Below are 18,770 nucleotides of genomic sequence, written 5' to 3' on the forward strand. Positions count from 1 at the left end.
TCGTGCGACTTAAATATATAGTTTTTTATATATATAAAAAATATAAGTAAAACTTGTACAAATATTAAAAACTCAGATGTTTTAGTGTTTCTAGATAATTATTGAACTCGTTAATAAAACTTTCACTTGGTTTAATGTGCTTTTTTCTTTGATCATTTGAGGTTTTTTCTAAAAAGAAAAAACCTTTTTCACAAGCCTCATTTATCATCAAAGCTGACTTTGGACGCGAAGTTTTAAATAGTTTAGTCTTAAGTTCCTCAACAGTAAGATTTTCTTTATATTTATATGCATGCATCACTAAAAGCATCATATGATAATGTGAAGGCGATTTTCTAAAAAAGTAATTACTAGAAGTATGAGAAAGTTTCATCTGATCTTCCCAAAATTCCAATAAATCCTTTGCTGATTTTGGCATTAGGATCTGACTCTTGTTTTCTTCGGATCGAAATGTGGAAACCCAACTACTTTTGCAGCAATTCTTTTTTGATGACCATCTATTTTACCAACCTCAACTTCAGTTCCCTCAATTGAATATTGTGTATCAATTCTACATAAAGCTATATTTTTATTTAAAGTTGTGGATAAACAACCACTTGTTATTACACCTACCTGAGATCTTCCCACGTGTACACAATCACCATGTCCAGCTGCTTCTTTACCAATAAGTTCTAGACCCACAAGTTTTTTTTGAGGATTTGCTTTTCTTTCCTTTAAAACTTCTTTACCAATAAAATCCTCCTCTTTAGTTTTCAATGGAACAGCAAAACCTATTCCAGCCTCAAAAGGATCTTGTTGACCATCAAATTCATTTCCAAATAAAATTAGACCAGCTTCAATTCTAAGTTTATCTAAGGCTGCAAATCCAGCAGGTATTAAACCCTCATCTTTTCCAGCTTCCATAAGTTTATCCCAAACATCAGATGCATGTTTTGGATGACACCATACTTCAAAACCAAGTTCACCAGTATATCCAGTTCTTGAAACAATCAATGGAATACCCTGAAGGTTTTCAACTCTACAAATGGTAAATCTAAACCATTCTAACTCTTCAATAGTTGGTTGTGTTGGTGGAGTAAAAATCATTTTTTTTAATATCTCTCTACTTTTTGGACCTTGTATTGATACGTTACTTATTTGATCTGTTGAATTTTTTACGTTGACCTTAAAGTTTTTCTTTTTAGCTATTTCTTTAAGCCACTCACCACCATATTCATCCCCACAAATCCATCTAAAACCAGTTTCACTAAGTCTTAATAATGTTCCATCATCAAACATCATTCCATTTTCATAACACATTGCAGAATAAACAACCTGACCAACAGCAAGTTTTTTTATATTTCTTGTAAGTGTATAGTTCATTAATTCTTCAGCATCAGGACCTATAATTTCAAATTTTCTTAAAGAAGATAAGTCAATTAAAACTGCTTTTTCTCTACAAGCGTTGTACTCTTCAACAACTCCGTGCTTAGTATAATCATTAGGTAGCCAAAAACCTCTGGCATCGATAAAATTTCTTGTAAGCTTTGATGTCTTTTCGTAAAAGCCAGAGTTTCTAGTAAGTTTTTTTTCAGAGTCTGTTTTCATTCTAAAAGCAAATGATTTTGAAAATTCTTTTTTTTTATCGTAAGTTCTAACAAAAATATCAGTTGGATTCCACGAGTTGCATGCATCTATATCACTAGGACAAGCTGTTGTTCCAATAGTTAAATCTTTTAAAGCCCTGAACATTACATAATCTCCAGGTCTTGCATACGATTCATCTGAAATGACTGAATTTAACCCTGTAGCCGAAGTATTAAAAAACAAATTGATAGCTTGCCAACCCTTTTGTTTTTGGACTCCATACTTAGCCATAGCATTGTTTAAGTTATCAGAACAATTAGCATGACCGAAATAACCAGCATCCTCATAGTATTTTGAAGTACAAGCAAGATTAAATGTATCATGTTTACCTACAGTATCTCTTATAACTTCAACCAAGGGCTCATGATCAGTGTCATAAAACTTTGAAAATAAACCAGGACCTGGAAAAGTATTTCCCATAAAAGTTCGAGTGGTTTGCCAATCAAGACCTTTTTCAATTTTCTTATCAAGTTTTTTTGTATCGAATGCCACAAAATCAGAACACTGTCTTCCAGCCGGACTTATCACTTGAATAAAATCTCCCTCCTTAACCTCAAATGAAATGGCGGTTTGCCTTTCTATATTTTCCTCATGTCTAGGCTCATAAATAGGATCAGGAATTATTGATAATTCTTTGTCATTAACTATTTTATCTCTTTTAATAAATAACGTTAAGTCGCTTGATGGATTTTGTTCAGATACCAGCATATCATTTTGTGGAGCTGCGAAAATAACATAGCATTTATCTTTAGATTTTATTTTTATTTTTTCACCACTTGGAGTTTGTTCATCAAACAAAATTGACGATTTAGATTTGTTAATATCTAAGCTTCTTTTTTTTAACTGAAGGTTTGTTATCAAAGAAGCTTCGTCTTTGCCTTTAAGCAACTCTTTTATAAAACTTTTTTTACAATTTTCTTTTTGATTTAAAATTCCAAGTTCAGATTTCCCATCTTTATCAAAACAAATAATTTCACAAATTTGATTTCCTTCTTCATTTATAATTTCTATTTCATCATCAGGAAAAATCTGTAAGCCAGTAAGACCTCCAGCGTTGACAACATGTCTTTCAACTCCAGGTGGTAAAACATTGAGACCAGGCTCTTTAATATCTAAAGTAGTTTGCGACATTTTTATAATTCTTTTTACATATTATAATTAAATCTTCTAGTTGACTATCATTTTACTTAGGCACATACTAATGGCACTTAATATTAAGAAAGGGGAATAAATGCGAAAAATAATATCGTTAATTTCTGCAGTTATAATCTCAGCAGTAAGTTTTGCTAGTTTATCGAATGCAGATAGCAAAAAGCCCATCGTTATCCCAACTCATAACTGGTCAAGTCAAATTGTAATGGCTTACGTTATTGGTGGAATAATGGAAAGCATGGGAAACAATGTTAAATATGTGAATGCTGACTCACAAGCAGTATACGAGTCAATTAGAATTGGTGACGTAACTCTATCTCATGAAGTATGGGAATCAGCTTTTGGTAAATCATTTACAACAGCTCTAGATAAAGGTGGCTTACTTGACTGGGGTGATCATGAAGCTAGAACTCTAGAGGATATGGGGTATCCTAACTGGGTTGCTGAAAAAGGTTTATGCCCAGGATTACCAGACTGGACTGCTTTGAAAAACCCAGACTGTGCTAAAAACTTTACAACACCTGACTCTCCGAATGGAAAAGGAAGAATGTTGGAAGGTCCACAAACTTGGCACGGTGACTTAATCCCTCAAAGAGTTGACGCTTTAGGTTTAGGAGATCTTTGGTGGGTTAAATTTGCTGGAAGTGCGGACGCACTTTGGGCAGAGTTAGCAGCAGCTGAAAAAGAAGGAAGAGGAACAATTATCTTTAACTGGACACCAAACTTTACTGATGGTGCTGGTTTTACATTTATCGACTTTCCTCCGTACACTGCAGGTTGCAGACCTGAGGATGGTGGAGATGGTAAATGTGGTTCGCCAGATGGTTATTTGAAGAAAGCAGTTAATGCTGACTTTCCAAAAACTCATCCAGATGCAGCAGCTATGTTTAAAAAACTTTCTTTCACAACAAGTCAAATTGGTGCAATGGCAGCTTTAGTTGACGTTGACAAAATGACTCACGAAGATGCAGCTAAAAAATGGCTTAAAGATAACAAGAAAGTTTGGAAAGCTTTTATTAAATAAGGTTAAAGTAACTAAATCTTTGAATCTCTCCCAACAATGTTGGGGGAGATTTTTTTTTAAAAAAAAAGATGAACAAATATTTTTTGAGCATAGTCATTAGTTTATTATTTTTTGGCCAAACTTTTGCAAAAGATGTAAGTATTAATGAGAACATTGATCTTGAGTTTGTATGTGATTTAGAAAAAAAAATAATTAAAAATTCAGAGCACAATTATCAAACTTTTTTAGCCAAAGATTTGAATGAAAAAGGATTGGATAAATTTGAAATTCAATCAAAACAACCAGAAACCCTTTTAATTAAAGGATTATCTTTATTTCTCTCAGATACAGAAAAATTGAATGTTAAGGTTGTTAATAAAGACGTAGTTTTATTTAAATCGATTGATCAAGAAAAAAATTATTCAGAGTCAGGTATTATTACTAGAAAAACAGGAGAGTTAATTCATGAAATTACAAGAAATATAAAAAGTGAAAATGCAGAAAAATATATTTCAATATATTCATGTATTAAACATGACCAAAAAGTCTGATTTTTTTTTGGTAAATTTTGTGTAAAATATTATTATGAAAAAGTATCTCTTAGCGATAATTTTAAGTTTACTTATCAGTTCAGTTGCAATAGCTCGAAGCACAGGATGCAAAGAAGGAAACTGTGAAAATGGTTTTGGTAAGTGGGTTTACACAGACAAAACTACTTATGAAGGTGAATGGGTAGGCACAAAAAAAAACGGTCAAGGGACTGAAACTTGGCCTAATGGATATATCTATAAAGGAGAATTTAAAAATAGTGAATGGAGCGGGGTAGGTGTCTTAACATTTCCAGATGGCTCAACTTATGAAGGTGAATGGTCAAAAGGATTTATGAATGGCAAAGGCACTTTTACTTCATCGGATGGAACTCAAAAATCTGGCTTATGGAAAAATGGAAAGTTACAAGAGTAAATGTCAAAAGAAAATTTTTTAAATAAAGTAAAATATTTACCCGAGACCACAAAACAGTTTGGTGGCTTGGTACTTATAATTCTCACAATATCCCTATCTTTTTTTGTTCTTAACATAATGTTTGGTGGTGGTGATGAACTTGTTAGAAAGATGAAATTAGAAGAGGAAAGGATTGCTCAAGAAAAGAAATTAAGTGAATTAATTTCTAAATTGCCCTCAGGGATATTAGTAACCTTTGATGGCACAGATCATTTTAAGTTAACGGATGAAGTTTATGAGCAAGTTTGTAAAGCTACAAAATTAATTCCTCAACGTGCAATTATGGGAGCAAATTTTCTTAATTTTAGAGCACATGAAATTTACACAATAAATGGTAATAAGATTGATGAAACATTTGTTAAGTGGGATGAGGAGAAAAACAAGTGTTTTGCAGGGTTCACAGTGAGTGGAAATAATGTTGGGGTAGACGAGTCAATAACTGTAAGTGGTGAAGCATTAAGTTTTTTAAGTACCGGAATTGATACTAGAGTTTATTATATTAAAAATTTTTAGGGGGAAAGTAACAATATTATGGATTTAATTTTGTCCTAATTTCATATAACTTAATTAAAATTTATGTCTGAGCCAGTTATCAAATGTGAGAATGTATATAAAATATTTGGAGCAAATGCTCAAAAGATGCTTCAAGACTCGAATGGGAATGTTGATGCTAAAACTTTTCAAGAAAATGGTTGTATTGTTGGAGTAAACAACGCCTCTTTTGAAGTTTCAAAAGGAGAGATGTTAGTTGTTATGGGTTTATCTGGTTCAGGTAAATCAACTTTATTAAGATGTATCTCAAGATTGACTGATGCAACGGGTGGTAAAATTTTTATAGAGGGTCAGGATTTATTACAATTAAATAATAAAGATCTTATAGATCTTAGAAGAAATAAAATGGGAATGGTTTTCCAAAGCTTTGCTTTACTTCCACACAAAACAGTTGTGGAAAACATTGCTTTCCCACTTCAGATTAAAGGTGTCAAAACTGAGGACAGTATAAATAAAGCAATGGATATGGTTAAACTAGTTGGTCTTGAAGGCAGAGAAAATTATTTTCCTAGAGAACTTTCAGGAGGACAACAACAAAGAGTAGGTATAGCAAGATCTTTAGCAGTTGAGCCAGATATTTGGTTCCTAGATGAGCCTTTTTCAGCTTTGGATCCGTTAATTAGAAAAGAGATGCAAGATGAGTTTTTAAGACTTCAAGACAAGTTACAAAAAACTATCATGTTTATCACACATGATTTTGATGAGGCTTTAAAACTTGCTGATAGAATTGCAATTATGAAAGATGGAATAATTGAACAACTAGATACTCCTGCCAATATTGTTTTAAATCCAGCTACAGAATATGTCAGAAAATTTACAGAAGAAGTACCAAGAGAAAAAGTTTTACTGATCAAAGATGTAATGGATACATCAAAAGATAATTTAGGTGATTTAAAAGTCTCCCAAAATGAAATCATAGAGAATGTTGCTGAAAAAATTCTTACTCAAGAAAAAATAGTTGCTGTAGTTGATAACAATAATGAAATTATAGGCTCTATTAATCCAGTAAAAATAATCAATACAGTCTTTGGAGGAAGAAAAAGTAATAATTGATTATGGAATTATTAAAAAAATACCCAAAAACTTTTCAGTGGTTATTCCTATTAATTGTATTCTTTGCTTTATGTTTTGCTATTGATGTTCCTGAGACATATAAGTTCATAAGAGGTCAAGCTGAATTTGTTAAAGATCCAAATCAAAGTAGTTATGTATTTTTAGGTAAAGAAGTAAGATATTACGCTTTCGATGTTTTCTGGAGATTACCTCCGTTACTTGGATGGTTACCTATTTGGATTAATGATTCATTATTTTTTTTAATGAACGAGTGGATGCCAATAGAAGTTTGGAATGAAGATACTCAAGAATTCAAAAGTCGTCCTATAGTTTTACAAATTAGTAGAAATCTGACTGCCTTCATGACTTTTCTAATTGAATTAATTAGAGAAATCTTACTGGGAGGTTTAGAAACGATTGTTGCCTTTACCAGTTGGGATTGGATAGATAAAAACCCATGGGCTGAATTACCAGGATTACCATGGACTATTGTTGCAGCAGGTGCAGCTTTACTTTCGTACAAACTAAGCGGCAAAGGTCTAGCTTTGTTTGCAGGTTTAACTATGGTTTACATTTCAGTATTTGGTCAATGGAAGCCCTCAATGCAAACTCTTTCATTTATATTAGTTGCTGCTCCATTATCATTTATTTTTGGTTTAGGATTAGGGATAGCAGCTTTTAAAAGTAAACGTGTAGAAAAAGCTTTATATCCAATATTACTTGTAATGCAGACAATGCCACAATATGCCGTATTAGTTCCAGCATTAGTTCTTTTTGGAGTAGGCGACCATGCTGCAGTAATTATTACTATGGTCGTAGCAATACCACCGATGATATTATTAACTCTATTAGGTCTAAGAGCAGTGCCCCCAGAGGTTATTGAAGCAGGACGGATGAGTGGATGTAATAATTTTCAACTAATGTTTAAGGTATTAATTCCTACTGCTAGAAGAGATATTTTAATTGGTGTTAATCAAGTCATCATGGTCTGTTTTTCGATGGCAGTAATTTCAGCTTTTATTGGAGCAAAAGGTTTAGGATTTAATTTATTATTAGCACTAAACCAATTGAATATTGGTTTAGCTTTAGAAGCAGGCTTATGCATTAGTTTAATTGCAATTCTTTTAGATAAGATGTCTTTAGCATGGGCCAATAAACAAACAGATTATTTTGGTAATCTTACTTTTTATCAGAGAAATAAAAATATTTTATTTTTTGGCGTTATTTTTGTTATTGGAATAGTACTCGCATACGTTGGAACTTTCTTATTTAAAGATACTTTTAATTATTTATTTGAAATTCCACATAACAAAGGAATATCAACCGCAGATTTTTGGAATAAAGGAGTAGATTGGATATTTGAGACTTTCTTTGTATATATTAAAGCGTTCAACACATGGTTAATTAAAGATGTGCTTCAGCCAATGAGAGCACTATATTTAAGAATGCCCGCAATTGCTACGATAGTTTTAGTTGTTGGAGCAGGATATTTAATAGGTGGTTTACGTTCAGCATTGGTAGTTTGTGCGTTAACACTATTTATCGCATTCAGCCCTTGGTGGGATAGAGCTTTAGTCACAGCATATATGGCAACTTTTGGAGTTATAGTTTCTTGTATAATTGGATTTACAGTAGGAACTTTATGTTTCCAAAATAAACATTCAGCAAACTTTATGCTGGGTGTTTGTGATATTTTTCAAACATTCCCATCTTTTGTTTATTTAATTCCAGTGATGATGCTATTTGGTATAACTGACACATCTGTACTTATTGCGGTTATAGTTTATGCAACAATACCCGCTACAAGATATACGATTGAAGGGCTTAGAAGTGTTCCAGCTGGTCTACACGATGCAGCGACTATGTCGGGTGTAAATAAATTTCAAAGATTGACTAAAATTGAATTTCCTTTGGCATTCCCGCACATGATGCTTGGTATAAATCAAACGATTGTATTTGCTCTATTCATGGTAATTATTGGGGCATTTATTGGAACAGAAGATTTAGGTCAATATATTTTAAAAGCATTGTCGGATAAAAAAGGTGCTGGAATTGGATTAACACTTGGTATTTGTGTGGCTTTTATAGCTTTAATATTTGATAATTTAATTAGAGCCTATGTCCAAAAAAGAAAAAAACACCTAGGTATTGATTAATCTAAAATTATTTGTCTAAAAAAGTTTTTGATGAATCATCCATAGCAGTTGCCCATGGTGTATGATGAATAGGAGCAACGGAACCAGTCACTGGAGATGAAAAAGATTTATTTCTGTAAGTTGAAATATCTTCAACTTTATGATGTTCCCATTCTTTAAAATGTTTTCTTATTAACTCAAAATCAATTTTTGGATAATCAGACATTTCATGAAGTTCTTTTGTATATTCAGTTTGAAAATCAATCATTTGATCTGGGTTTTCTAGCTTTTCTTCCATTGCAACCCATTTATTAATATCTTTTTCAACATCACTATTACTAGGGATTTTGATCTTATTCATAATAACATCTCTTGCGTACCAAGCCTGGCAATCAAACATATTAAACGTATGGAATTGATCTTGCATACCAAGATATAAAAGTTTGTGATTATCCTGCCAAACTACTCCTTTATATAATTTTGGTGGGTAAAGTCTGTTTCTAGTTTTTAATTGTAAATTTTCTTCTAAAAATGGAAAATGATGAAGGTAACCAGTGCATAAAATTACAACGTCAGCCTCTTGTTCAGTGCCATCTTTAAAGATTGCTTTTTTTCCTACCAATTTGTCAAGATAATGAACCTCTTTCATTCCATTAGGCCATTTAAATCCCATCGGGTTATGTCGATAACCAATAGTAACACTTTTAGCTCCGTATTTATTGCACTGAAGTGCGATGTCTTCTGCAGAATAACTACTACCTAGCACTATTACATTTTTATTTCTAAACTCTTCTGCATCTCTAAAATCATGAGAATGCATTATTCTTCCAGGAAATGTATCCATTCCTTTGTATTCTGGAATAAATGGAACTGAAAAGTGACCTGTTGATACAACAACAAAATCAAAATTATCTTTTAATACTTTATTGTTAACTTTATCTTGATAACTAAGCTCAAATTTGTCATTTTTAAAAATAGTATTAATAACTCTAGTATTAAATTTTATCTTTTTTTTTAAATTCCCCTTGCTTACTCTTCCAATAATATAATCATACAAAACTTCTCTAGGTGGGAAAGATGGTATTGGCTTTCCAAAGTGCTCATCAAAGGAATAATCCGCAAACTCTAAACACTCTTTTGGTCCATTTGACCAAAGATATCTATACATGCTGTTAGGTACAGGGTCTCCGTATTGATCAGATCCTGTTCGCCAACTGTAATTCCACAAACCTCCCCAATTATCTTGTTTTTCAAAACAAACAACTTCAGGGATTTTTTCACCATTTTTTTCTGCTAATTCAAAAGACCGTAACATTGATAGTCCACAAGGCCCTGCACCAATAATTGCTACTTTTGTCATTTATCTACCAAATTAAATAATTATTTATGTATTTTACTAACAAAATGATGACAATTACAATAAAATAATTATTTGTTATGAAAAATATTTTAGTTATCGGCGGAGGCGCAATGGGCTCTGCATTTACAATCCCAAGTTTAGAAAATAAAAATAATGTGACAATTAGTGAACCTTATAGCAAAAGGTTTATTAAAGACTTATCCTCTAAAAAAAAATTTCATTCTGCTCTTAAGATAAAATTACCAAAACAATTACGATTTAGAAAATTTTCCAGAAATTTATTAAAAGAAAATTTTGACTTGATAGTAATAGCCTTAAGTCTTCCAGGTATTGACTTTATTGGCAAAGAATTAAAAGATTTAAAGGTTAAAACTCCAATTTTGGTTTTGACTAAAGGATTAAAATTTGAGAAAAAAAAGAATAAGATATTAACAATTTCAGATCAGCTTCAAAAAAACTATAATTTAAAAAATATTTCAGTCCTAAAAGGGCCTTGTTTAGCAAAGGAATTAGCCAGAAAAAATCAAACTAGTGTAATTATAGCAAACAAGAATATTAAAATTGCAAAATCTATTGGAAGAAAAATCTCTACAAAATATTATTTAACAGAATACTCAAAAGATGTGGTTGGAGTAGAAGTGTGTTCAGCAATAAAGAATATATATTCAATGATAATTGGAGCTGGTCAAAGCCTTAACTCTTCATCAAATTTATTTCAAAAGGCAATCCTTGAAATGAGATACTTAAATAAATATTTCAAAGGTAAAGATGAAACTATTTTTGGGCTTGCTGGGGTAGGTGACTTATATGTAAGTGCTGCAGGTGGAAGAAATAGTAAGATGGGTGGCTTTTTGGGAAAAGGATTTACATTTAAAACTGCAAAAAAAAGATTTATGCCCAAAGAAACTGTTGAAGGTGAAGAACTTGCAAAAGAAATTGCACCATTTATTTTAAAAAAAATTGATAAGAAGAAAATTCCATTGATGATTAATTTACTTAAAACAATTAAAGAGAATAAAAAATTTAAAATAAAAGTTTAAAATAGACCTTCTATATCACCGTCTTTATTAAGCTTAATAGAGTCCGCTGCGGGTACTCTTGGAAGCCCCGGCATTGTCATGATTGCTCCACAAACAACTACAATAAATTCTGCACCTGATGAAAGCCTAATCTCTCTAATTGGCAAAGAATGACCTGTCGGAGCACCTTTTAGACTTGGATCTGTAGAAAAACTATATTGAGTCTTCGCAACACATATAGGTAATTCACCATACCCAGCTTCTTCAAAGTTTTTTAATTGATCTCTTATTTTTGTGTCTGCGATAACTTCATCAGCTCTATAGATCTCTTTTGCTATAGTTTCTATCTTTTTGAAAAGGGGAGTTTTACTTTCATATAAAAATTTAAATTTAGCTTCATTCTTCTCACATAAATCTGTTACATGTTTAGCTAAATCTTTTGTTCCTTCACCACCATCAGCCCAATGTTTACAAATACTAGCATTTACTCCTAGCTTTTTACAGAAATCAACTAAAGCATTTACTTCTTTATCTGTGTCTTTTATAAAGTGATTTATGGCTACGGCCACTGGTAAACCAAATTTTTTTACATTTTCAATATGTCTTTCAAGGTTTATCAATCCTTTCTTAAGTGCATCAACATTTTCATTTTTTAAATCATCTTTTGCAACACCACCATGCATCTTTAAAGCTCTTATAGTTGCAACTATAACAACGCAACTTGGTTTTAAATTTGATTTTCTACATTTAATATCTAAAAATTTTTCAGCTCCTAAATCTGCACCGAAACCTGCTTCAGTTACAACATAGTCAGCAAGTTTTAATCCAGCTTTAGTTGCAATTACTGAATTACATCCATGTGCAATATTTGCGAACGGTCCACCGTGAATTATTGCAGGATTATTTTCCAATGTTTGTGTAATATTGGGTCTGATTGCTTCTTTGAGCAAAACAGTCATTGGTCCATGAGCATTTAAATCTTTAGCATAAATCGGTTTTTTCTCTCGAGTGTATGCTACTGTAATATTTCCAATCCTATTTTCTAAATCCTCAAGATTATTAGCAAGACAAAAGATAGCCATTATCTCAGAAGCAACCGTAATATCAAAACCATCTTCTCTTGGAAAACCATTAGCAACACCACCAAGATTAATATTTATTGATCTTAATGCTCTGTCGTTCATATCCATAACTCTTTTCCAAACGACTCTTCTAACATCTATATTTAATTTATTTCCCCAGTAGATATGATTATCAATTAATGCTGACAAAAGATTATGAGCAGATGTTATTGCATGAAAATCTCCAGTGAAGTGAAGATTAATTTGTTCCATAGGAACTACTTGTGCATATCCACCTCCTGCAGCGCCACCTTTCATTCCAAAAGACGGACCCAGACTTGGTTCCCTTAAACATACAATAGATTTTTTTCCAATTTTGTTTAATCCATCATTTAATCCAACAGAAGTAGTTGTTTTACCTTCTCCAGCAGGAGTTGGAGTTATTGCCGTAACTAAAATTAATTTACCATCTGGTTTATTTTTTAATGTATCCAAATATTCTAAGTTTATTTTTGCAATATGCCTCCCCATTGGACTAAAAGCCGAACTTTCATCTGGAACATTTACCTTCGCTAAAATATCTTTAATTGGAAGCATTTTAGCTTCACGAGCAATTTGAATGTCTGATTTTATGTCGCTCATCGAATATTATTAAAATATAAAAAAACTGGTCGATTAGTATCTCTTTTTAGAGCTTTTGGAAATATCTAAAAATTATATATAAAAAAAATATGAACTATTTATACTCATTATTATAAAATTTATTCATGCAAAAATATTCAGTTTTTAGTCTTGTTAAAAATGCGCTTTCAAATCATCAAAATTGGGACTTAGCTTGGAAAGACCCAACACCTAAGAAAGAATATGATGTTGTAATTATCGGTGGCGGTGGTCACGGTTTAGCAACTGCATATTATTTAGCAAAAGAACATAACATTACCAATGTTGCTATAATTGAAAAAGGTTGGATTGGGGGAGGTAATGTTGGTCGAAATACCACAATAATTAGATCAAATTATATGCATGATGATAATGCATTATTCAGCGAGTTTGGAATGGATCTTTGGAGAAGAATGAGTCAAGATTTAAACTACAACGTAATGTTTTCTCCAAGAGGAATAATAAATCTCGCTCACTCAGATGCTCAAATGAATACATATGCTCGAAGAGGGAATTCAATGAGATTAAATGGAATCGATGCAGTGCTATTAAACAGAGAAGAGGTTAAAGAAATTATTCCTATGGCTGATTTTTCTGAGAATGTACGATTTCCAATTTTTGGAGGATTAATGCAGCCTAGTGCAGGAACAGCTAGACACGATGCTGTTGCTTGGGGTTATGCACGTCAAGCAGATGACATGGGCGTAGACATAATTCAAAACTGTGAAGTGATTGGGTTTGATGTGTCCGCAGGGAAAATTAATGGAGTGAGAACTTCTCGAGGAGACATTAAAGCAAAAAAAATTGGATTATGTGTTGCGGGTAGTACAAATATTTTAGCAGAAAAACTAAATATGACACTGCCAATTGAGACTCATCTATTACAAGCATGTGTATCTGAGCCAGTGAAACCAGTTTTAGATAAAGTAGTTACCTTTGGTGCTGGGCATTTTTATATCAGCCAGTCTGACAAAGGAGAAATGGTAATGGGTGGTGATCTTGATGGCTATAATAGTTATGCACAAAGAGGCAATCTTCCAACACTTCAACATGTTCTTACGGAAGGAATAGCAATGATGCCTTTCCTAAGTAAATTGAAAATGCTTAGAACCTGGGGTGGAATAATGGATATGTCTATGGATGGTTCTCCCATAATAGATAAAACTCACATTGAAGGTTTGTATTTAAATTGTGGTTGGTGCTATGGTGGATTTAAAGCAACACCTGCATCTGGCTGGACATTTGCACACACCATTGCACAAGATAGAGTTCATGAATTAAATGCAGGCTATAGTTTAAATAGATTTAATACTGGTCACTTACTAGACGAAAAGGGACTTGGTACAAAAACTTGGATTTCATAAATGCTCCATATCAAATGTCCACACTGTGGAATGAGATCACAGAATGAATTTTCATATGGTGGTGATGCAACTATCAAACGACCAGAATTAGGAAAAGAAATATCTGATCAAGATTGGGATAATTTTGTTTACAATAGAAAAAGCTTAAGAGGAAAGCATTGGGAGTTATGGCAACATTTATCAGGTTGTAGACAATGGATTAAAGTTCAAAGAGATACAGCTACTCATGAAATTTTTAAAACACTCAAAGCTAACGAAGAAATTTCATAATGACACAAAGTTTTAGATTAAAAAGTGGTGGATTAATAAATAGAGATAAAAAAATTTCTTTTAAATTTAATGGTAAAAATTATTTTGGTTATGAAGGAGACACTCTTGCTTCTGCATTAATTGCCAATGGAGTTCATTTAATTGGGAGAAGTTTTAAATATCATAGACCGAGAGGTTTTTTTGGAGCTGGTGTTGATGAGCCATATGCAATAGTTCAATTATATAGAAACGGTGAAACAGAACCGAATATAAAAGCTACTGAACAAGAACTTTTTGAAGGTCTGGAAGCAAAAAGTGTTAATTGTTGGCCGAGTGTAAATTTTGATGTCGGAGCTATAAATAATTTTTTAAAGATATTCCTTCCTGCTGGTTTTTATTACAAGACCTTTATGTGGCCAAAAAGTTTTTGGTATAAAATTTATGAACCATTTATCAGAAAAGCTGCTGGTTTAGGAACAGCATCTATAAAACATGATAAAGAAAGATATGAACACAAATATGAATATTGTGATCTATTAATCACGGGCTCAGGCCCATCAGGATTAGCGAGCGCTTATTCAGCTGCAAAAAATGGAGCTAAAGTAATTCTCGCAGAGGACAAATCACGATTTGGAGGAACTCTATTAACAAGTGATGTCAATATAGGGAATCAATCAGGTAAAGAGTGGGCAGATAGTATTGTTTCAGAACTCAAAGAAATGTCTAATGTTACTATAAAAAACAGATCTCAAGTTTTTGGTTACTATGATCATAACATGTTAGTTATGTCTGAAAGAATAAGTGACCATTTGCCAAAAACGAAAAAATATCATCCAAAACAAAGACTATGGTATATTAGAGCAAAAGAAGTATTGATTTCATCCGGATCAATTGAAAGACCAATTGTATTTGGCAATAATGATACCCCAGGTGTAATGTTGTCTTCAGCCGCTAAAGAATACATGAAAGTGTATGGTGTATTAGTTGGAAAAAAACCGCTTGTCTTTACAAACAATGATAGTGGTTATGAAACAGCCATTGAATTCAAAAAGAATGGTGTTGATCCAATAATTTTAGATACAAGAAAAGAACCTCAATCAGAAATTATTGAAGAAGCAAAAAATATGAATATTAATATTAAAAACTCATATGTGGTCGTAGCTGCTCAAGGATATAAAAAAGTAAAATCAGCTGACATAGCTAAAATTTCAGATGACAAAGAAGAACTTGGATCAGTTGAAAATATAAAATGTGATTGCATTTGTGTTTCTGGTTTTTGGACACCTACAATTCATTTGGCATCACAATCAGGAAATAAAACAAAATTTAACGAGGAAATTGATGCATTTGTTCCTGGTGTGTCTAAACAAAATGAAAAAACTTTAGGAGCTGCAAATGGGATTTACACTTTGGAAGAGACTTTAAAAGACTCCTTTGAAAAAGGAAATCAAATTTCAAAAAAAATTACTAATAATGATAACAAGGTTTCTTTTCCTAATGTTGTTGAAAAGAAATCTACAGTACATGATAAGTTTTGGTGTGTGCCCCTACCAAAAGGAAAAAACTACAAAAGATTTTTAGATTTCCAAAATGATGTTGCAGTTTCTGACATAGAGATAGCCCTTAAAGAAGGGTATAGATCTATTGAACATGTAAAAAGATATACTACACTTGGCATGGCTACTGACCAAGGTAAGACAAGTAATCTTAACGGTTTACAATTAGTATCTAAAATTGAGAATAAAGTTGTTCCTGCAGTTGGGCATACAACTTTTAGACCGCCTTATTCACCAGTTTCTATTGGAGCAATCGTTGGAAGGGAAGTAGGAAAACATTCAAAACCAACTAGAAAATCCCCAATGCATTCATGGCATGAAAAAAATAATGCGGTCTTTGTTGATGCAGGCGTATGGTTAAGACCAAGATATTATAAACGTGGTGATGAAAATCTATTTGAGGCGTCAAAAAGAGAAGCTAAAAATGTAAGAACAAATGTTGGTGTTTGTGACGTCACCACTTTAGGTAAAATTGATATTAAAGGACCGGATGCAGCGGAGCTTTTAAATAGAGTTTATACAAATGCCTGGTTAAAACTACCGGTTGGCAAAGCACGATATGGTGTGATGTTGAGAGAAGACGGAATTGTTATGGATGATGGAACAACAACAAGAATATCAGAAAATCATTACCATATGACCACTACAACAGCACAAGCTGCCAATGTTTTATCACATCTAGAATATTATCTACAACTAGTTTGGCCAGAGCTAAATGTTAATGTAGTTTCAACGACTGAACAATGGGCAGGAGCTGCAATTGCTGGACCAAAATCAAGAGAAGTATTAAAAAAACTTTTTCCAAATTCTGATGTAACGAATGAAGGACTTCCTTTTATGGGTTATATGGAAGGTGATTTGTTTGGAGTAAAAGCTAAAATTTTTAGAATTTCATTCTCTGGTGAACTTGCATACGAAGTAAATGTTGAGTCAGATTATGGATATTTTATGTGGGAAAAAATAATAGAAGTTGGTGAAGAGTTTGGAATTCAACCGTATGGAACAGAAGCACTTTCAACATTAAGAATTGAGATGGGACATGTTGCAGGTTCAGAGCTTGATGGAAGAACTATTCCTTATGACAATTCTCTTGAGGGACTTCTTAGCAAAAAGAAAGATTTTATTGGAAAAAGATCTTTATCAAGAAAAGCTTTTGCAGCTGAAGATAGACAAAAAATTGTTGGTGTTGTCCCATTAGATAAAAAAACAAGTATTCCGGAAGGATCTCATTTGGTTAAAGATTCAAATGCACCACTTCCAAATCCAAAATTAGGTTATATTTCAGCCTCATGTTGGAGTGTTGAACACGATAATCCATTTTCTTTAGCAATTTTAAAAGATGGTAAGAATATGATAGGAGAAAAGTTATTCGTAATGTCACCTCTAAAAAATAAAGTAATTCCAGTTGAGATAGTGTCTTCACATTATGTGGATCCGAAAGGCGAGAGGGTTAGATCATGAGTTTAATTTCTGCGCTAGCTAATGTTCATCATCAAGGACAATTTGGGGACTTTGAGGACAAAAAAGGCGATGACTTACTAAAAATTTCAGAAAAAAAAAATTTATTAATTGTTCAAATAGTACAATTCAAAAATTCTAATATTCAAATTGAAAATATTGATATTAACGGTTTAAAACTAAAAGACTCTTCATTGAATGTGGCTTTTAATGAAAATACAAGAATCTTATGGAATGGCCCAAAAAATTGGCTGTTAGTATCCTCAAATAAAGATTTAATCAAAAGTATTTCTTTAACATGTAAAGAAACCGATTTTGCAGTAACTGATTTGTCTCATTCAAGAGCTGTAATTGAAATAGAGGGTAATTATGTATTAGAAGTTTTAAAAAAAGGATCACCATTTAATTTTGATATTTTAAAAAAAGATAATTCAATAAATTCTATTTATAATAATATTGCTTTTACAGTAGACTTGCTTAATGACAAACCATTCAAGGTAAGGTTATTTGCGTTAAGAAGTTTTGGGGAGTCTTTGTACCATTCTATTACTGATGCATCACTAGAGTTTGGATACGAAAACAAGTAACTTAGACTAATCTCTAGTAGCTATATAAACTCCTATTGAAGTTATCAAAAAACCTAAGAGATCAATTACTGTTAAGGTTTCCCCTAAAAAAAACCAAGCCATCAAAGCAGATGTTGCAGGGATTAGAAAAAAAATTGAGACTGTCTTACTTGCGGAATTTTTTTTGATTAAAAACATTAAAATTGTAAAAGCACCAAAAGACACAAGAAGTATTTGGTGACCCATTGCTAGAAAAAATGTTTTTGTGAAGGCTATATATGGTTTTGCAAAAAATATGACTACGAGGATATGAAAAAAACAGCCTCCTATAGCTTGATAAAAATTACTTACGGACAAAGGTAAATTATAACTTAATTTTTTTTGCCAAATTGTTGATGCTGTTATTGAAATTAACGCTATTATTGTAGCAACTAGCCCAAGCAATGGGATCTTCGATCCTAGATCTAATCCTAAAACTAGTGTTGCACCAAAAAATCCAAGTAAAACACCAATCCATTGTTTAAAAGTTACCTTTTCATTTAAGATTGGTCCACTAAGGATATTTGTTAAGATTGGTTGCAGAGTTACAATTAATGCAGCAATACTCGTAGGCATACCAATAGAAATTGAGTAAAAAACCCCTCCTAAATATAAACCATGGAAAAGAACACCACTTAGGACTGATTCAATTAAGTTTTTTCTTTTTATTATAATTGAATAATTAGAATAAATTGAGAACAATAAAAATCCAACTGCTACGAAAAAAAAACGAAAAGCCAGTGCAGCAAATGGATCACTATGATCAATGATAGGTTTAGTAGTTATAAACGCAGATGACCAAAGGATAATAAAAATAAAAGGAAAAATTTTGATCATGTTAAAAAATGACGTAAAATTAGATGAATTATCACACTATTTAATTAATATTAAAGCTTATTTTGGACAATTTATTGATTG

16 protein-coding genes are annotated in these 18,770 nt (G+C 32.2%); 11 read left to right on the top strand and 5 right to left on the bottom strand.

Going from position 1 to position 18,770, the window contains the following annotated elements; translation table 11 throughout:
• Nucleotides 1–64: 64 nt before the first annotated feature.
• Nucleotides 65–415, bottom strand: a complete 351-nt coding sequence (locus B5L73_RS02290; RefSeq protein WP_085147396.1) for a hypothetical protein — start codon at nucleotides 413–415, stop codon at nucleotides 65–67.
• Nucleotides 415–2,754, bottom strand: coding sequence for a DUF1989 domain-containing protein (locus B5L73_RS02295; RefSeq protein ID WP_085147398.1), 2,340 nt, complete (start codon nucleotides 2,752–2,754; stop codon nucleotides 415–417). The genes B5L73_RS02290 and B5L73_RS02295 overlap by 1 nt, the downstream gene beginning before the upstream one ends.
• 100 nt (nucleotides 2,755–2,854) lie before the next feature.
• On the opposite strand from B5L73_RS02295, the gene B5L73_RS02300 reads away from it, so the two are divergent.
• From B5L73_RS02300 to B5L73_RS02325, 6 genes are all read left to right on the top strand, one after another.
• Nucleotides 2,855–3,799, top strand: a complete 945-nt coding sequence (locus B5L73_RS02300) for an ABC transporter substrate-binding protein (RefSeq protein ID WP_085147400.1) — start codon at nucleotides 2,855–2,857, stop codon at nucleotides 3,797–3,799.
• Between the two features lie 68 nt (nucleotides 3,800–3,867).
• Entirely contained in the window at nucleotides 3,868–4,329 is a 462-nt protein-coding gene (locus B5L73_RS02305) for a hypothetical protein (RefSeq protein WP_085147402.1), read from the top strand.
• Between the two features lie 34 nt (nucleotides 4,330–4,363).
• Nucleotides 4,364–4,741, top strand: a complete 378-nt coding sequence (locus B5L73_RS02310) for a hypothetical protein (protein WP_085147404.1) — start codon at nucleotides 4,364–4,366, stop codon at nucleotides 4,739–4,741.
• Nucleotides 4,742–5,293 carry a hypothetical protein gene (locus tag B5L73_RS02315; RefSeq protein ID WP_085147406.1) on the top strand — a complete coding sequence of 184 codons (552 nt, stop codon included), beginning with the start codon at nucleotides 4,742–4,744 and terminating at the stop codon, nucleotides 5,291–5,293.
• Between the two features lie 63 nt (nucleotides 5,294–5,356).
• On the top strand, nucleotides 5,357–6,385 hold the full coding sequence (locus B5L73_RS02320; RefSeq protein ID WP_085147408.1) for a quaternary amine ABC transporter ATP-binding protein: 1,029 nt from the start codon (nucleotides 5,357–5,359) through the stop codon (nucleotides 6,383–6,385).
• A gap of 2 nt (nucleotides 6,386–6,387) precedes the next feature.
• Entirely contained in the window at nucleotides 6,388–8,541 is a 2,154-nt protein-coding gene (locus B5L73_RS02325; RefSeq protein ID WP_085147410.1) for an ABC transporter permease, read from the top strand.
• 7 nt (nucleotides 8,542–8,548) lie between these two features.
• Here B5L73_RS02325 and B5L73_RS02330 read toward each other — a convergent pair whose 3' ends face one another.
• On the bottom strand, nucleotides 8,549–9,880 hold the full coding sequence (locus tag B5L73_RS02330) for an NAD(P)-binding domain-containing protein (protein WP_085147412.1): 1,332 nt from the start codon (nucleotides 9,878–9,880) through the stop codon (nucleotides 8,549–8,551).
• A gap of 77 nt (nucleotides 9,881–9,957) precedes the next feature.
• Between B5L73_RS02330 and B5L73_RS02335 the strand changes: the two genes are divergently transcribed.
• Nucleotides 9,958–10,920 (top strand): hypothetical protein, encoded by a 963-nt coding sequence (locus B5L73_RS02335; RefSeq protein WP_085147414.1) that lies wholly within the window; start codon nucleotides 9,958–9,960, stop codon nucleotides 10,918–10,920.
• Here B5L73_RS02335 and B5L73_RS02340 read toward each other — a convergent pair.
• Nucleotides 10,917–12,602, bottom strand: a complete 1,686-nt coding sequence (locus tag B5L73_RS02340) for a formate--tetrahydrofolate ligase (RefSeq protein WP_085147415.1) — start codon at nucleotides 12,600–12,602, stop codon at nucleotides 10,917–10,919. The genes B5L73_RS02335 and B5L73_RS02340 overlap by 4 nt on opposite strands.
• 125 nt (nucleotides 12,603–12,727) lie before the next feature.
• Here B5L73_RS02340 and B5L73_RS02345 point away from each other — a divergent pair, with 125 nt between their 5' ends.
• Genes B5L73_RS02345 through B5L73_RS02360 form a run of 4 tightly spaced genes read left to right on the top strand, consistent with a single transcriptional unit; the run spans nucleotide 12,728 to nucleotide 17,834 of the window.
• On the top strand, nucleotides 12,728–13,984 hold the full coding sequence (locus tag B5L73_RS02345; protein ID WP_085147418.1) for a sarcosine oxidase subunit beta family protein: 1,257 nt from the start codon (nucleotides 12,728–12,730) through the stop codon (nucleotides 13,982–13,984).
• Nucleotides 13,985–14,254 (top strand): sarcosine oxidase subunit delta, encoded by a 270-nt coding sequence (locus B5L73_RS02350; RefSeq protein ID WP_085147424.1) that lies wholly within the window; start codon nucleotides 13,985–13,987, stop codon nucleotides 14,252–14,254.
• On the top strand, nucleotides 14,254–17,250 hold the full coding sequence (locus B5L73_RS02355; protein WP_085147426.1) for a sarcosine oxidase subunit alpha family protein: 2,997 nt from the start codon (nucleotides 14,254–14,256) through the stop codon (nucleotides 17,248–17,250). Before B5L73_RS02350 ends, B5L73_RS02355 begins: the two co-directional genes overlap by 1 nt.
• Nucleotides 17,247–17,834, top strand: coding sequence for a sarcosine oxidase (locus tag B5L73_RS02360; protein ID WP_085147428.1), 588 nt, complete (start codon nucleotides 17,247–17,249; stop codon nucleotides 17,832–17,834). Before B5L73_RS02355 ends, B5L73_RS02360 begins: the two co-directional genes overlap by 4 nt.
• Before the next feature lie 6 nt (nucleotides 17,835–17,840).
• Here B5L73_RS02360 and B5L73_RS02365 read toward each other — a convergent pair whose 3' ends face one another.
• Nucleotides 17,841–18,689: a DMT family transporter gene (locus B5L73_RS02365; RefSeq protein WP_085147430.1), complete on the bottom strand. Its 849-nt coding sequence runs from the start codon at nucleotides 18,687–18,689 to the stop codon at nucleotides 17,841–17,843.
• Nucleotides 18,690–18,770 lie beyond the last annotated feature (81 nt).

This window comes from Candidatus Pelagibacter sp. RS39, assembly GCF_002101315.1.
In the GTDB taxonomy this organism is placed as follows: domain Bacteria; phylum Pseudomonadota; class Alphaproteobacteria; order Pelagibacterales; family Pelagibacteraceae; genus Pelagibacter.

Coding starts and splice junctions, on each gene's coding strand:
- B5L73_RS02295 (WP_085147398.1), bottom strand. CDS start 2,754: ATGTCGCAAACTACTTTAGATATTAAAGAGCCTGGTCTCAATGTTTTA.
- B5L73_RS02320 (WP_085147408.1), top strand. CDS start 5,357: ATGTCTGAGCCAGTTATCAAATGTGAGAATGTATATAAAATATTTGGA.
- B5L73_RS02340 (WP_085147415.1), bottom strand. CDS start 12,602: ATGAGCGACATAAAATCAGACATTCAAATTGCTCGTGAAGCTAAAATG.
- B5L73_RS02345 (WP_085147418.1), top strand. CDS start 12,728: ATGCAAAAATATTCAGTTTTTAGTCTTGTTAAAAATGCGCTTTCAAAT.
- B5L73_RS02325 (WP_085147410.1), top strand. CDS start 6,388: ATGGAATTATTAAAAAAATACCCAAAAACTTTTCAGTGGTTATTCCTA.
- B5L73_RS02300 (WP_085147400.1), top strand. CDS start 2,855: ATGCGAAAAATAATATCGTTAATTTCTGCAGTTATAATCTCAGCAGTA.
- B5L73_RS02305 (WP_085147402.1), top strand. CDS start 3,868: ATGAACAAATATTTTTTGAGCATAGTCATTAGTTTATTATTTTTTGGC.
- B5L73_RS02290 (WP_085147396.1), bottom strand. CDS start 415: ATGCCAAAATCAGCAAAGGATTTATTGGAATTTTGGGAAGATCAGATG.
- B5L73_RS02355 (WP_085147426.1), top strand. CDS start 14,254: ATGACACAAAGTTTTAGATTAAAAAGTGGTGGATTAATAAATAGAGAT.
- B5L73_RS02330 (WP_085147412.1), bottom strand. CDS start 9,880: ATGACAAAAGTAGCAATTATTGGTGCAGGGCCTTGTGGACTATCAATG.
- B5L73_RS02360 (WP_085147428.1), top strand. CDS start 17,247: ATGAGTTTAATTTCTGCGCTAGCTAATGTTCATCATCAAGGACAATTT.
- B5L73_RS02310 (WP_085147404.1), top strand. CDS start 4,364: ATGAAAAAGTATCTCTTAGCGATAATTTTAAGTTTACTTATCAGTTCA.
- B5L73_RS02365 (WP_085147430.1), bottom strand. CDS start 18,689: ATGATCAAAATTTTTCCTTTTATTTTTATTATCCTTTGGTCATCTGCG.
- B5L73_RS02335 (WP_085147414.1), top strand. CDS start 9,958: ATGAAAAATATTTTAGTTATCGGCGGAGGCGCAATGGGCTCTGCATTT.
- B5L73_RS02350 (WP_085147424.1), top strand. CDS start 13,985: ATGCTCCATATCAAATGTCCACACTGTGGAATGAGATCACAGAATGAA.
- B5L73_RS02315 (WP_085147406.1), top strand. CDS start 4,742: ATGTCAAAAGAAAATTTTTTAAATAAAGTAAAATATTTACCCGAGACC.